General features: G+C 63.7%; 10 protein-coding genes. 3 read left to right on the top strand and 7 right to left on the bottom strand.

Features of this window, described 5'->3' with window-relative positions:
- The first annotated feature begins 86 nt into the window (after positions 1-86).
- Positions 87-914, top strand: a complete 828-nt coding sequence (locus LB556_RS20975; protein WP_224569646.1) for a TonB-dependent receptor domain-containing protein — start codon at positions 87-89, stop codon at positions 912-914.
- A gap of 45 nt (positions 915-959) precedes the next feature.
- Here LB556_RS20975 and LB556_RS20970 read toward each other — a convergent pair whose 3' ends face one another.
- Both LB556_RS20970 and putA read right to left on the bottom strand, forming a co-directional pair.
- Complete coding sequence (locus LB556_RS20970) at positions 960-2,018, bottom strand: glycosyltransferase family 2 protein (RefSeq protein WP_224569634.1); 1,059 nt, start codon at positions 2,016-2,018, stop codon at positions 960-962.
- An 89-nt stretch (positions 2,019-2,107) separates the two neighbouring features.
- Positions 2,108-5,716, bottom strand: a complete 3,609-nt coding sequence (gene putA, locus LB556_RS20965) for a bifunctional proline dehydrogenase/L-glutamate gamma-semialdehyde dehydrogenase PutA (protein WP_224569633.1) — start codon at positions 5,714-5,716, stop codon at positions 2,108-2,110.
- Between the two features lie 163 nt (positions 5,717-5,879).
- On the opposite strand from putA, the gene LB556_RS20960 reads away from it, so the two are divergent.
- A complete protein-coding gene (locus LB556_RS20960; RefSeq protein WP_224569632.1) occupies positions 5,880-6,332 on the top strand; it encodes an Lrp/AsnC family transcriptional regulator in 453 nt (150 codons plus the stop codon).
- 59 nt (positions 6,333-6,391) lie between these two features.
- On the opposite strand, the gene LB556_RS20955 is transcribed toward LB556_RS20960, so the two are convergent.
- On the bottom strand, positions 6,392-7,591 hold the full coding sequence (locus LB556_RS20955; protein WP_224569631.1) for a cytochrome-c peroxidase: 1,200 nt from the start codon (positions 7,589-7,591) through the stop codon (positions 6,392-6,394).
- A 7-nt stretch (positions 7,592-7,598) separates the two neighbouring features.
- Positions 7,599-8,048: a FixH family protein gene (locus tag LB556_RS20950; protein ID WP_224569630.1), complete on the bottom strand. Its 450-nt coding sequence runs from the start codon at positions 8,046-8,048 to the stop codon at positions 7,599-7,601.
- Between the two features lie 148 nt (positions 8,049-8,196).
- Here LB556_RS20950 and LB556_RS20945 point away from each other — a divergent pair, with 148 nt between their 5' ends.
- Positions 8,197-9,120 carry a sugar kinase gene (locus tag LB556_RS20945; protein ID WP_224569629.1) on the top strand — a complete coding sequence of 308 codons (924 nt, stop codon included), beginning with the start codon at positions 8,197-8,199 and terminating at the stop codon, positions 9,118-9,120.
- A 5-nt stretch (positions 9,121-9,125) separates the two neighbouring features.
- Here the strand turns inward: LB556_RS20945 and LB556_RS20940 are convergent, their stop codons facing one another.
- From LB556_RS20940 to LB556_RS20930, 3 genes are all read right to left on the bottom strand, one after another.
- Positions 9,126-10,148, bottom strand: coding sequence for an aldose epimerase family protein (locus LB556_RS20940; RefSeq protein ID WP_224569628.1), 1,023 nt, complete (start codon positions 10,146-10,148; stop codon positions 9,126-9,128).
- Positions 10,149-10,232: 84 nt separating this feature from the next.
- Positions 10,233-11,690: an NAD-dependent succinate-semialdehyde dehydrogenase gene (locus tag LB556_RS20935; RefSeq protein WP_224569627.1), complete on the bottom strand. Its 1,458-nt coding sequence runs from the start codon at positions 11,688-11,690 to the stop codon at positions 10,233-10,235.
- A 182-nt stretch (positions 11,691-11,872) separates the two neighbouring features.
- On the bottom strand, positions 11,873-12,823 hold the full coding sequence (locus LB556_RS20930) for an AEC family transporter (protein ID WP_224569626.1): 951 nt from the start codon (positions 12,821-12,823) through the stop codon (positions 11,873-11,875).
- Positions 12,824-13,071: the final 248 nt, after the last annotated feature.

Genomic DNA, 13,071 nt, shown 5'->3' with positions numbered 1-13,071 from the left:
CGCTGCCGTCATGCGAAAGATCATCGTCACCCTAAACGCTAGGCTTAGAGACGCCATCATTCCTCAGAGTTGATGACAGGCACGATATTTCCGGCGACAGGCTGTCGCCGCGCGTCACTGTCGGTGTCTCGCCGTTCGAATCCGCCGGGCTTGCAGGCCTGCAATTCTACGGCACCTACGCGGAAGGCTACCGCTCGCCGTCGATCACGGAAACGCTGATCAGCGGAAATCATCCGGCTGGCGTCAGCTTCCCGTTCCTGCCCAATCCAAATCTGCGGCCTGAAACCGGCAAGACGACCGAGTTCGGCGTCAACTACAAGCAGAACGATATCTTCGAGCCGGGCGACGCCTTGCGCCTGAAGGCAGCCTATTTCAACAATGATGTCGACGACTATATCGAAGGTGTGACCCTGTCACCGTTCGCTCCAGGCAGCGGCTGCCCTTTCGGCCCCGGCATCCCGATCTGCTTCCAGTATCAAAATTTCGCAGAGGCCAAGATCGACGGCTTCGAACTGGAAGGCGTCTACGACGCGGGGTGGGGCTATGCCGGCTTCTCGGCTTCGATTACAAACGGCCACACCGTTTCCTACAAGGGCGTGGAGGCCGACCTTGCCACAATTCCTTCCTCTCAGGTCACCGCCCAGCTCGGCCTGCGTTTCCTCGAGGACAAGCTGACCGTCGGGGGCGAAGTGCAGTACAACGGCAAGCCGAAGGGCAATGCGGTGGCAGCCGACTACACGCTGGTCAACGCCTTCGCCAGCTATCAGGCGACCGACAATCTGAAGGTCGATTTCCGCGCGGACAATCTGTTCGACGTCAAATACGCCAACCCGCTGAATGGCAGCACGACCGTCGCTATCTATGAACCCGGCATCACGCTGAAGCTGGCGGCAACCATGCGATTTGGAGGCTGACCGTGCTCGACGTCAAGAATCTGCCGGATCAGGCCCGACCTCTCCTCAATCCGCGGCTCCGCCAAGCAAACGCCGCAGCCCTCGGGAGATACGCTTGCGCTGCTGCCGCCACAGATTCCTGCGGTCAAGAAAAGGCGCGATGCGTGGATCGTGGATCAGCGGGCCAAACCGCCTGATGTGGTGCGCGAGGATCGCCGAGACGAAACCCCTGCCGTTGATCGAGTCAAGTCGTCCGGCATTGGCCAGAACATAGTCGAGAACATCGGCGCCCAAGTTGATCTGCCTGGCGGCATGCGTCGGCGTCTGCTGAATATAGCCACCCGCATATGGACCGTTAGTGGAGATGTTGGCCCCGTGCAGGCGATAGAGACCCAGACATTCCGACAGGAGCAGGCTGCCGGCCGCCATATGTGCACAGGTCGCCGCCAGATAGTCGGTGCTCGTGGAGAAGGACCGGAATGGGAAAGCCAGCACAGGTTCCAAAGCGCCGCGCCGGAACACCATGGACGATGTCGGAGCCCACATCCAGCCATAGGCTTCAGGCCCGAAATAGGTAACCGGATATGTTGATGGACCTGCGACATCGGCCGCCATCTCGCCGACCAGACCGCCGGACGGCACGATAACGCCATGCTGGTGCCCGGAACGTGGTTTGCCGAACCCTGCATAGGTACCGGCAAGCACGGCGCGGTTTGCGTCGACCAGAAGAAGATCGGAACTGGACAGCGACGCCGAGCGCATCGTGTTCAGATGCGCCGACAAATGCGCGGCGAGAAAATTCGGCAGCCAGACATCGTCAGCGTCGAGGAATGCCACGAACGGCTCATTGCCCGCGGCAAAGCCATCGCGGAACGATGCCAGCTGGCCACCGTTTTGTGGCCGAACCCGGACACTTAGACGCGGATCGCCTATCGTCTCGAGAAGTTGGCGGACATGTTCGGCGGAGCCGTCCGTCGAAGCGTCGTCGATGATGACACAGGTCCAGTTGCGATAGGTTTGCCCCAGGACCGAGCGGATCGCATCTTCCACATACGCGCGATAATTGTAGCAGGTGATGACGACGCCGACATGCGGCAGCTCAAACGGCGCGGAAATAGGTTGCATATGGCGGCTCGCCCCCCAAGTCGAGTTGCCGCCGTGTTTACCCCCACACGTTCCGTTTGCACACATGCAAACGCAAAGATTTGCGATGCTCAGGCTCCGGCCAGCAAGCTGGCATTGCCTCCCGCCGCCGTGGTGTCGACGCAGACGGCTCGCTCATGCGCATAGGCCGCTGGATAAAGCACCTCGCTGACCAGCGGCACGATCGGCCCGCTGCGCTCGGCAATGACCTTGCGCACGATGCGCGACGCCTCGGGCGTGCATGAAAAAGCAACGACGTCGACACGCAGCGAACGCGCCTCGACCGGATCCGGGCGGCCATCGATGGCCGCTAGCGGCAGGCCTTTCCCGGTCAATGCGGAGAGGGCAGCCGGCGCTCCCGGCGCCACGGCCAGCACCGCATTGCCGGCGGCGAGCGCCTGGATGGTCTGCGCAAGCAGCGTGTCGGCGTCCGGCCCCAGGCACAGCACCCGGCCGCGCGGCGATAGCGACAGCGTGTTGGCCTCGCCGGTCGGCCCGGGGAGATCGACCTGGCCGAAGTCGATGCTGGCGGCGGCAGCGATCGCCGCCGCGCCCTTGCCGCGCAGATGCTTGCGCAGGATGGCGATGCGGTCCGGTCGGGTCGACCAGCCGCCAAGCGTTGGATCAGGGAGGTTGTCGGCAAGCTCGGTCGCCGTCACCTTGTGGCCCGCGCCAACTTCCGTGCCCGCTTCAGGCCCTTTGCGGAAGCGCCTGACATAGTGCGGACCGCCGGCCTTTGGCCCGGTGCCGGACAGCCCCTCGCCACCGAACGGCTGCGATCCGACAACGGCGCCGATCTGGTTGCGATTGACGTAGATGTTGCCGGCATGGATGCCGTCGACGAAATGCTGGACGCGGCCCTCGATGCGGGTGTGCAAGCCGAAGGTCAGTCCATAGCCCTTGCGGTTGATGGCGGCGATGACGGCGTCGATCTGGTCGGCATCGAAGGTTGCGACATGTAGCACCGGTCCGAACACTTCGTGTTCCATCTCCTCTATACCCTTGACCCGGAAGACATGCGGCGCCACGAAACGCCCGTCCTTGGGGGCTTCCAGCTTGGCGATCAGCCTGCCTTGGAGGCCCTTCTTGGTGCAATAGTCGCGGATCGAAGCCTGCGCCTCGTCATCGATGACCGGCCCGACATCGGTGGAGATCAGCCAAGGATCGCCGACGTTTAGCGCCTCCATCGCGCCCTTCAGCATCTCCAGCATCTTCTTCTCGACATCCTTCTGCACATAGAGCACGCGCAGCGCCGAGCAGCGCTGGCCGGCACTCTGGAAGGCCGAGGCCAGGATATCGCGCACCGCCTGTTCGGGCAGCGCGGTGGAATCGACGATCATGGCATTCAAGCCGCCGGTCTCGGCGATCAGCATGGCATCGGGCGCGGCGGTCTCGGCCAGTTGCCTTTCGATCAGCTTGGCGACCTCGGTCGAGCCGGTGAAGCAGACACCGGCAATGCGCGGATCCGCTGTCAGCGGGCCACCGACCGATGGGCCGTCGCCGGGCAGCAGCTGGATGACGTCTTCCGGCACGCCCGCCTCGCGCAGCATCTCGACGGCGCGGAAGGCGATCAGCGGTGTCTGCTCGGCAGGCTTCGCGATCACCGAATTGCCGGTGACGAGTGCTGCCGCGATCTGGCCGGTGAAAATGGCGAGCGGGAAATTCCAAGGCGAAATGCAGACGATGGCGCCGCGCGCCTGCGTGCCTGCCTCGGCATTGGCCGCCTCGGTGGCGTAATAGCGCAGGAAGTCGACCGCTTCTCGCACTTCGGCGACGCCGTCGGCCAGCGACTTGCCGGCCTCGCGAGTTGCGAGCGCAAAGAATTCGACCGCGTTGGCCTCGTAGAGGTCGGCCGCGCGGTTGAGGACACCGGCACGCTCGGCGACCGGCCGTTTTGCCCAGGCCGGCTGCGCCTCCACGGCAATCCGTACGGCGGTCGCGACTTGCTTGGCGGCGGCCTCGTGAACCGTGCCCACGACCTCGGAAGGCTTTGCCGGATTGACGATCGGGCGCTGCTTGCCATAGCCGGCGGCGCGCGTGATCGGCTTCGCGTGCCAGCGATCGGGACCCGCGAATGCCGCCCTGGCCTTGTCGATGTCGGCCAGCGTCACCGTATCGGTGATGTCGAACCCTTTCGAGTTGCGGCGGCCCGCACCAAAAATCTGGGAAGGCCGGGCAATCGCCGGATTGGCGGCGGGGCCCTGGCTTTCGACCGTTTCCAGCGGATCACGCGCGATGTCCTCCGGCTCGACGTCCTCATCGGTCAGTTGGTGCACGAAGGAGGAATTGGCCCCATTTTCCAGCAGCCGCCGAACCAGGTAGGCAAGCAGGTCCGAATGCGCGCCGACCGGCGCGTAGATGCGGCAGCGCGTGCCCTCCGACCGGCGCACGGTTTCGTGCAAGGCCTCGCCCATGCCATGCAGGCGCTGGAATTCGAAGGTGTCCCGGTTATCGGCCATCGACAGAATGGCGGCGACGGTGTGGGCATTGTGGGTGGCGAACTGCGGATAGATCCGGTCGGTCATGCCGAGCAGTTTTTTCGCGCACGCCATGTAGGAGACGTCGGTGTTGGCCTTGCGTGTGAACACGGGATAGCCTGACAGTCCAAGCGTCTGCGCTCGCTTGATCTCGGTGTCCCAGTAGGCGCCCTTGACCAGCCGAACCATGATGTTGCGATCGTACTTCTTCGCCAGCGCATAGAGCCAGTCGATGGTGAAAGCCGCGCGCGGGCCATAGGCCTGTACGACGACGCCAAAACCGTTCCAGCCGGCGAGTTCCGGCTCCGCCAGCACGAGTTTGATCACGTCAAGCGACAGATCCAGGCGATCCGCCTCCTCGGCATCGATGTTGAGGCCCATCCGCGAATGTCTGGCCGCAAGGGCCAGCGACAATAGCCGCTCGGCCATCACAGGCAGCATGTCTTCCTTCTGCGCCACTTCGTAGCGCGGATGCAGTGCGGAAAGCTTGACGGAGATGCCATGGTTGAAGCGGATATCAGGCCCGTTGGAGCCGGAATCGAGCGAGGAAATAGCGTCGGCATAAGCCTTGTGATAGCGCAGGGCGTCGGCTTCCGTGCGCGCAGCCTCGCCCAGCATGTCGAAGGAATAGAGATAGCCCTTCTGGATCATCGGCCGGCCGCGTTTGACGGCTTCGGCGATGGTGCGTCCGAGCACGAATTGTTCGCCCATCTCGCGCATGGCGGCGGCCACCGCCTTGCGGATGACCGGTTCGCCAAGGCGGCGCACCATCGAGCGCAGCGTGCCTTCGATACCGCCCTCGCCTTCGTCAAGGACACGGCCGGTGAGCATCAGCGCCCAGGTCGAGGCGTTGACGAAGATGGAGCTTGAGCCACCCGAATGCGCCGACCAATCGTGCGGCGCGATCTTGTCGGCGATCAAATCGTCCATCGTCTCGGTGTCGGGCACGCGCAGCAGCGCCTCGGCCAGGCACATCAGCGCCACGCCTTCCTTGGTGGACAGGCCGTAGGCCGAGAGGAAGACTTCCATCAGCCGGGGATCGGTGGAACCCCGCACCGCCCGCACCAGGTCGGCCGCGCGAGCCGAGATTGCCTTGCGGTCTCCGGCCGAAAGCCCGGTCGCCTCGGCCAACCGCCTTACGGCGTCGTCTTCGTCGGGCAAGTAATTGGCGCGGATCTGCTGGCGGATGGCGTCGAGCGGCATGGCGGTCCTATGAGCAAGCATAAGGGAACGGGCCGGCGGTCACCGGACCGAATGGCGCAAGCTAGCACAAGTGCGGAATTTCAGCCGGTCTGAAGAAATCGACACAGCAGGCCAATGTGTCTATCTTACAGCCCCCACACTCGACGAACGGACTGCATTTCCCATGACAGAAGACCAATTGGACCGCATTGATAAAAACATCCTGTCAGCATTGGCAAGCAACGGCCGGCTTTCCATGTCCGAACTGGCGGCAAGGGTCGGTCTTTCCAAGACGCCGGTGCAGGCGCGGGTGAAAAGATTGGAGAAGGACGGCTACATCAGGGGCTACCAGGCGATCATCGATCGGGAGCGCATGGGCGAAGGCCATGTCGCCTTCGTCCAGGTGAAATTGTCGGATACCCGGTCCGCCGCGCTCGATGCTTTCAACCGATCCGTCCAGGGCGTGCCGGAGATCGAGCAGTGCCACATGATGGCGTCGAGTTTCGACTATCTCCTGAAGGTGCGCACCAGGGACATCGCCGCCTACCGGCGCGTACTCGGCGAGCGCATCTCTGCCCTGCCCCATGTTGCCCAGACCTCGACCTTCGTGGCGATGGAGACCGTGAAGGACCGGTGACCGCGATCCCGAAAAGTGGAAGCCGGTTTCCGGACAAGGTCATGGTCAAACAGAAAGCGCTACTCCGCCAACGTTTTCAGAAATGCCACCAGCGCTGCGCGCTCGCGGTCGGATAGCCGCAGCGGGTGAATTTCAGACGTGCCCTCGACGCTTGGTGCCGCCTTGGCATAGTGAGCCACCACCTCGTCGAGCGATGAAAACTGCCCGGCATGCATGTAGGGCGGTCGAGCCGCTGCCCCGCGCAGCGACGGCGTCTTGTAGGCTCGCACCAGTTCCGGCGCATCCTTGACCATGAAGCGCAGTTCGCCGCAGGCACTGGCCTCGCCATCGCGATAGGCGCCGAAGCAGTTGAACGGGTCGGCCTCGACCTGGGCCACCGCATCGACGCGTCCGCGATCCGGCGGCAAATCCGCGGCAGGGGGCACACCGGTGTTGTGGAATCCGTTGTCGGTGAAGCGCGGGCCGTTGTGGCAGGTCACGCAGTTGCCCTTGCCGATGAACAGTTTCAGCCCAAGGATTTCTTCCCGCGAAAAGACGGCATCGCCTTTCGGCTCGGCGCCTGTGGCGAGGTCCAGCGCAAAGCGGTCGAATCGCGTCGGCCCCGGCTCGATCGAGCGTTCGAAAGCGGCGATCGCCTTGCCGATATTGGCATAGACGCCGTTGATGGCGTCGCGCTGCGCGCCGCTCATCGCGTTCCAGGCAGCCTTCTCGGTATCGGTTCCGAGCGGGCTGGCATTCAACGGAATGCCGGAAAAATCGGGCAACGGCCCGAAGATGCGCTCATAGCGTTCGCCGAAGCGCGCCTTCATGTAATGCGCATAGGCGGTGCGGTTGCCCGCCTGTTCCAACGGGTTTTCGAGCGGCGTCAGCGCCTGCGCCCACAGGCTGTCGCGGCGCCCGTCCCAGAAGAACCAGGGGTCGCGCGCCACACCCGCCAATGGCATGGTGCGCCGGTTGGTGCGGCCGACACCCACCGCCTGCGGCAGGTCATCCTGGAACTGGCGATCGATCTTGTGGCAGGTCGAGCAGGACACCGTGCCGTCGCGGCTCAACCCGACATCAAAGAACAGCGTCGAGCCGAGGGCCGCGGCGGCCGGCACATCGGCGAAGCGGTTGGTGGTGTCGGGCTTCAACGGCGGTAGCGTGTTCAACGACAGCGAGGCGATGGTCTTCTTCTCGGCGTCGGAAAAATCCGGTTTGCCGCAACCGGCAAGGAGAACGATCACCGTCAGCGCCAGAAAGCGGAAAAGGCGCCTCATCGGCCGCTCACAGCACCACGTTGAACAGCACGGTATCAGAGCCCGCGCCGGACGAAATGGCGAAACGCAGTTGCCACCAGCCGCTCATCGTGAATTTGAGCCCCTCGATGCGGTAACGGCCCTCGCCAAGATAGTCGGTCGCCTGCGGACTGGTCGGCAGACCATGATTGTGTTGCGGCATGCCGCCGGAGATGGCGATCGCGGCTCGCTCCACCGAAGCTCCCGTCTTTGTCTTCAGCGTCAGCACCCAGGATTCCAGTTCCCCCTGCCGCACCACGCCGCGTTCCGGCACGAAGCTCGCTACATACAATCCGTTGTCGGTTTTCTTCGTCCGCGAGACATCCGGCCCAACGGGCTGTGCCGAACGCGGCGCGGTCAGATAGACAGCCACGAGAATGCCGGCCAGCACGGCAGCCAGACCAAGACCTGCCAGGAGATAACGCCATAGCGATGCCAAACCGGTTCCTCTCCTGCGACAACGTTCTGGCGGGTGGATCGCATCCCGCCGGCCCGTGGAAAACGCTGTGGCGCAAAAATGCCTGCTTGCCAAGCATGGCGCTGCGTCCGCCAAAAAGCTACAGCACCCAAATCACGGAGGATTGCAGATGATGGGAAACGGCGTCGCCTCGATCGGCGAATGCATGCTCGAACTGTCGGGCCAGACCGGCCCGAACTGGCGCATGGGCTTTGCCGGCGACACGTTCAACACGCTGTGGGCGCTGCATGCGCTGAGCAGCGACCGGCCCGCAACTTATGTCTCGGCTTTCGGTGACGACCCTTTCTCGCAAGGCCAAATCGCTTTCTTCGCCGAAAACGGCATTGGCATCGGCTTCAGTCCGGTGATACCGGGCGCGCGCCCCGGTCTCTATGCCATCACGCTGACTGGCGCCGAGCGCTCCTTCACCTACTGGCGTGGCGACGCCGCCGCCAGGCAGCTTGCCTCGGACCCAACAGCCCTGTCCAAAAACCTTGAAAATCAGGCGCTTGTGTACCTTTCCGGAATCACTTTGGCAATTCTGGACCATGCCGCACGGGCCACGTTGCTGACGGCTGTCGCCAAGGCCCGCGCCGCCGGCTCGCTGATTGCCTTTGATCCCAACTACCGGCCACGGCTGTGGCGCAACCGCGAGGACGCGCAAGCCGCGATCGTCGAGGCGCTTGCCGTCACCGACATCGCGCTGCCAACCTTCCCGGACGAGCAGATGCTGTTCGGCGATGACACACCGCAAGCGACCGCTGATCGCCTCGGGCATATAGTCAGGGAGGTGATCGTCAAGAATGGCGAGGCAGCGGCGCTGATTGCCGAAAACGAAACATTGCACGAGGTACCGGCAATCCATGTCGCGGCACCCGTCGACACCACAGGCGCCGGGGATTCCTTCAACGGCGCCTATCTCGCCGCACGGCTTGCCGGCCATGGCCCGCGGGAAGCGGCAAGCCGGGCCCATAGTGTCGCCGCCGCCGTGGTGCAGGTTCGCGGCGCCCTGGCGCCGTTCGAAACGCTAAAAGCAGCGTTCGGCAAGTCCTGAAAAAGCTAACCCTGCCGGAACCGGTATTCGGTTACGTGATGGTAGATCGCGCCAGGCCATAGCGTGGCCTGCGGGAAATAGGGCCGGTTGGGCGCGTCAGGCCATATCTGCGGTTCCAGGCAGAAGCCGCTGAAGGCCTTGTAATTCCGTCCTTCCAGGCCGGTGCGCGGCGTCACATATTGCCCGGTATAGAGCTGGACACCGGGCTCCGTGGTCCAGACTTCCATCTCGATGCCGGAATTCGCCCCTTGCGTCCATGATGCTTGCCGGAGCGACCCGCGCGCGGGGGCAAGGCAGAAGTTCTGGTCGTAGGGAAGTTGCTCGCCTTCGGTCTCCATCCGCAGCGGCCGCGCCTGGCGAAAATCGAAAGGCGTGCCATCGACCGGCTTGACCACGCCGGTCGGGATCATGTCGCCGTCGACCGGCAGATAGGCGCCGGCGTTCAGCATCATCCTGTGGTCGAGAATGTCGCCCGTGCCGCCGTCATCGAGGTTGAAATAGGAATGCTGGGTGAGATTACACAGCGTCGGCTCCTCGCAGGTCGCCGTCAGTTCGACGCTGAGCGCGCCGGGAATTTTCAATCGATAGGTGCAGGTAACGTCGAGCGCTCCGGGAAAGCCCATCGCGCCGTCGGGATCATGCAGTGTCAGCGTGACGAAATCCCTGCCATGCAGCGAAACCGACCATGGCCGGTGGGAGTAACCTTGCGAGCCGCCATGCAGCGTATGCTTGTCGAGGAAGTTGCGTTCGGTCTGGTAGCGGTTGCCGCCAATGGTGAAACGGCCACCACCGATGCGGTTGGCGTAGCGCCCAACCACCGCCCCGAAGAAACCGGTGTCGTTCTCATAGGCTTCCAGATTGTTGTAGCCGAGGACCAGCGGCGCGTCGTGCCCGGTCAGGCGCAGGTCCTGGACGATGGCGCCAAGCCCGATGATAGTGGCGGTGAGGCCGCCGCCCCTGATGGTAAAGCGGCGGATCGGTTCGCCTGCCTGTGTCGTGCCGAAAACCTCGCCGTCCTTCATCATCATGCCCGCGAATGCCAGTGGATCCAAAGGACTTGGCTGGTTCTTCAGCCTGAGGCAGGTTTACAAGCCTGCCCCAGGACTAGCCTATCAGAGGCCGAGGCCGCCGATGCAAACATATTTGGTGTCGAGGTAATCCTCGATACCCTGATGTCCGCCTTCCTTGCCAAGTCCGGATTCCTTGACGCCGCCGAACGGTGCCTCCGGCGTGGTGATGAGGCCTTCATTGACGCCGACCATGCCATATTTCAGGCCTTCCATGACCCGGAAGGCGCGGCCGAGATCGCCCGTGTAGAAGTAGCAGGCAAGGCCGAACTCGGTATCGTTGGCGAGCGCGACGGCCTCTTCCTCGGTCTCGAACTTGAACACGGGCGCCACCGGGCCAAAGATCTCTTCCTTCATGAAGCGCATCTTCGGCGTGGCGTTGGCGATGACCGTCGGCTGGAAGAACGAGCCGCCCAGCGCATGGCGATGACCGCCGGCGACGACCTTGCCGCCCTTGGCGGTGGCATCGGCAATCAGTTCCTCGACCTTCTCGACCGCCTTATCGTCGATCAGCGGTCCCTGCTGGACGCCTTCCTCGAGGCCGGAGCCGACCTTCAGCGCGTCGCTGGCGGCGGCAAGCTTCTCGACGAACCTGTCGTAAACGCCGGCCTGGACGAGGAAGCGGTTGGTGCAGACGCAGGTCTGGCCGGAATTGCGGTATTTGGCGGTGATCGCGCCGGCCACCGCGCGGTCGATGTCGGCGTCGTCGAAGACGATGAACGGCGCGTTGCCGCCGAGTTCCATCGACACCTTCTTGACGGTGACCGACGATTTCTGGATCAGGATCTTGCCGACCTCCGTCGAGCCGGTGAAGGTGATCTTCTTGACCAGCGGATTGGCGCAGATCTCGTCGCCGATCTCGCCGGCGGCACCGGTCAGGATGTTGACGACGCCCTTGGGGAAGCCGACTTCCTCGGCAAGCGCGCCCCAGGCGAGGCCGGAATACGGCGTCTGCGAGGCCGGCTTGACGACGGCGGTGCAGCCCGCGGCAAGCGCGGGGCCGAGCTTGCGGGCCAGCATCGAGGACGGGAAATTCCACGGCGTGATGGCGGCGATGACGCCGACCGGTTCCTTGGTCACCAGGATGCGGCGGTCCGCCCAGGGCGACGGCACGATGTCGCCGTAGGTGCGACGGCCTTCTTCGGCGAACCAGAGGATGTAGGCCGCGGCCGAACCGATCTCGCCCTTGGATTCGAACAGCGACTTGCCCTGTTCGATCGTCAGCAGTTCGGCCAGCACATCCTGATTGTCCATCATCGCGTCGTGCAGCTTGCGCAGCAGCTTCGACCGCTCGAGCGCGGTCGTCTTGCGCCACGACTTGAAGGCGTCGTCGGCCGCCTCGATGGCGCGGCGGGTTTCGGCCTTGCCCGACTTCGGCACGGTGCCGATCTTGAGGCCGGTGGCCGGATTGTTCACATCGACAGTCTGGCCGCTGTCGGCCTGCACCCATTCGCCGTTGATGAGATTGGCTTGGCGCATGAAATGGCTGGTTTTCTGAAGCATGGTCTAGCCTCCGTTCGGCGCTCACGGGCCGCTATCTGGATGTCTTCGATAAAGGCGCGGGCGGGGCCGCGCGCTGGCCATTGCTCTTAACCTAGGGAAAGCCCCGCAAGCAATCGCAAGATGGCATATAGGGGTTGGACCAGCCCAAGACGAGAGCGGGTTGGCACACGCCGTCCTCAACCTTACCCGAAAACATGCAGGACAACCGTCAGCCAGAAAGCGGTGGTGATGGCGGCGCAGCCTGTCGCGATGGTCATCTGGTTCGACGCCAGCGCCTGGCCGGTGTTGAACTGGACGGCGATGAGATAGGAATTGATGCCGGAGGGCAGTGCCGCCACCACGACCGCTACCTCGGCCGTCAAAGGCGGCAGGCCAAGCAGCCAGACAAAGACAAGAACCAGCGCCGGCATGAGGAACAGCTTCAGCACCGAAAGCGCCAGTGCCGGCCGGACATTGCCCGATATGCCGAAGCGGCGCAGGCTGAGCCCCATGGCAAACAGCGCCACCGGCCCTGCCGTATTCGCCAACGCATCGACCAGCCGCATGACGAGGCCGGGCAGCGGCACGCCGCCGAGCCGCCATGCCAGCCCCAGAAGAATGCCGATGATCAGCGGGTTGATGAACAGCCGTCTCAGGAAGCTGCGCAGGACCCGCAACGGATGCACATGTTCGCCGCTGCCCCGGCCGAACATCTCGAACAGCACGATCGAAGCCATCATCATGATCGGCAGATGCACCGAGACCAGCAGCGACAGCACCTCGAATCCGCTCGGACCGAATACGCCCAGGATGAAGGGAGCGCCGAGCAGTACGATGTTGGAATAGGCCGACGACACGCCGCCGACGACCCCGGCGCGCGCGTCTCGCCCGAAGATCCGCGTGGTGACGACGTGGCCCGCGGCCCAGGTGATCGCCACGGCGGCGAAATAGGCGCTCCACAGCGGCCATGGCGCAACGCCATGGAAATCGGCCTTGACCATGGTCTGGAACAGAAGCAGCGGCATCGCCACCGAGACAGCGAAGTTGGATATCCCCTCGCCGCTCGCCGGCTTCAGATAGCCGGTGAGCCCGGCGAGATAGCCGAGCCCGACAAGACTGAAGACGAACAGGACGGTTTCTGTGAGCGGAGACATTTTTCAGGGATAGGCGAGCCACGGTCGCGGCGCAATCGCCCCGGAATTTGATCATCGCCGGCTGGCAAGCTTCACCGAAGCCGGCTACACGATCCCGCTCACCGATCAGAAGATCGATCTGGCGAAACAGCAGCTCGCCAAAAAGTGAGGCTTGAGACGCGGCCGACTCGCGGCTTGTCTTTGTGCCCGCTTTCCAATCCCTATATGCGAACGGTTGGAGCCCGACGCGGACTCCTGGAAGGGTGGCG

This window comes from Mesorhizobium sp. ES1-4 (assembly GCF_020164745.1).
Classification (GTDB): domain Bacteria; phylum Pseudomonadota; class Alphaproteobacteria; order Rhizobiales; family Rhizobiaceae; genus Mesorhizobium.
Note: the sequence above shows the minus strand (reverse complement) of the source record. Positions and strands in the feature narration are given on the sequence as shown.

Bases quoted from the DNA above. Each gene is read 5' to 3' on its own strand.
- LB556_RS20940 (WP_224569628.1), bottom strand. From the start codon at position 10,148: ATGATGATGAAGGACGGCGAGGTTTTCGGCACGACACAGGCAGGCGAA.
- LB556_RS20945 (WP_224569629.1), top strand. From the start codon at position 8,197: ATGATGGGAAACGGCGTCGCCTCGATCGGCGAATGCATGCTCGAACTG.
- LB556_RS20935 (WP_224569627.1), bottom strand. From the start codon at position 11,690: ATGCTTCAGAAAACCAGCCATTTCATGCGCCAAGCCAATCTCATCAAC.
- LB556_RS20930 (WP_224569626.1), bottom strand. From the start codon at position 12,823: ATGTCTCCGCTCACAGAAACCGTCCTGTTCGTCTTCAGTCTTGTCGGG.
- LB556_RS20955 (WP_224569631.1), bottom strand. From the start codon at position 7,591: ATGAGGCGCCTTTTCCGCTTTCTGGCGCTGACGGTGATCGTTCTCCTT.
- putA (WP_224569633.1), bottom strand. From the start codon at position 5,716: ATGCCGCTCGACGCCATCCGCCAGCAGATCCGCGCCAATTACTTGCCC.
- LB556_RS20960 (WP_224569632.1), top strand. From the start codon at position 5,880: ATGACAGAAGACCAATTGGACCGCATTGATAAAAACATCCTGTCAGCA.
- LB556_RS20970 (WP_224569634.1), bottom strand. From the start codon at position 2,018: ATGCAACCTATTTCCGCGCCGTTTGAGCTGCCGCATGTCGGCGTCGTC.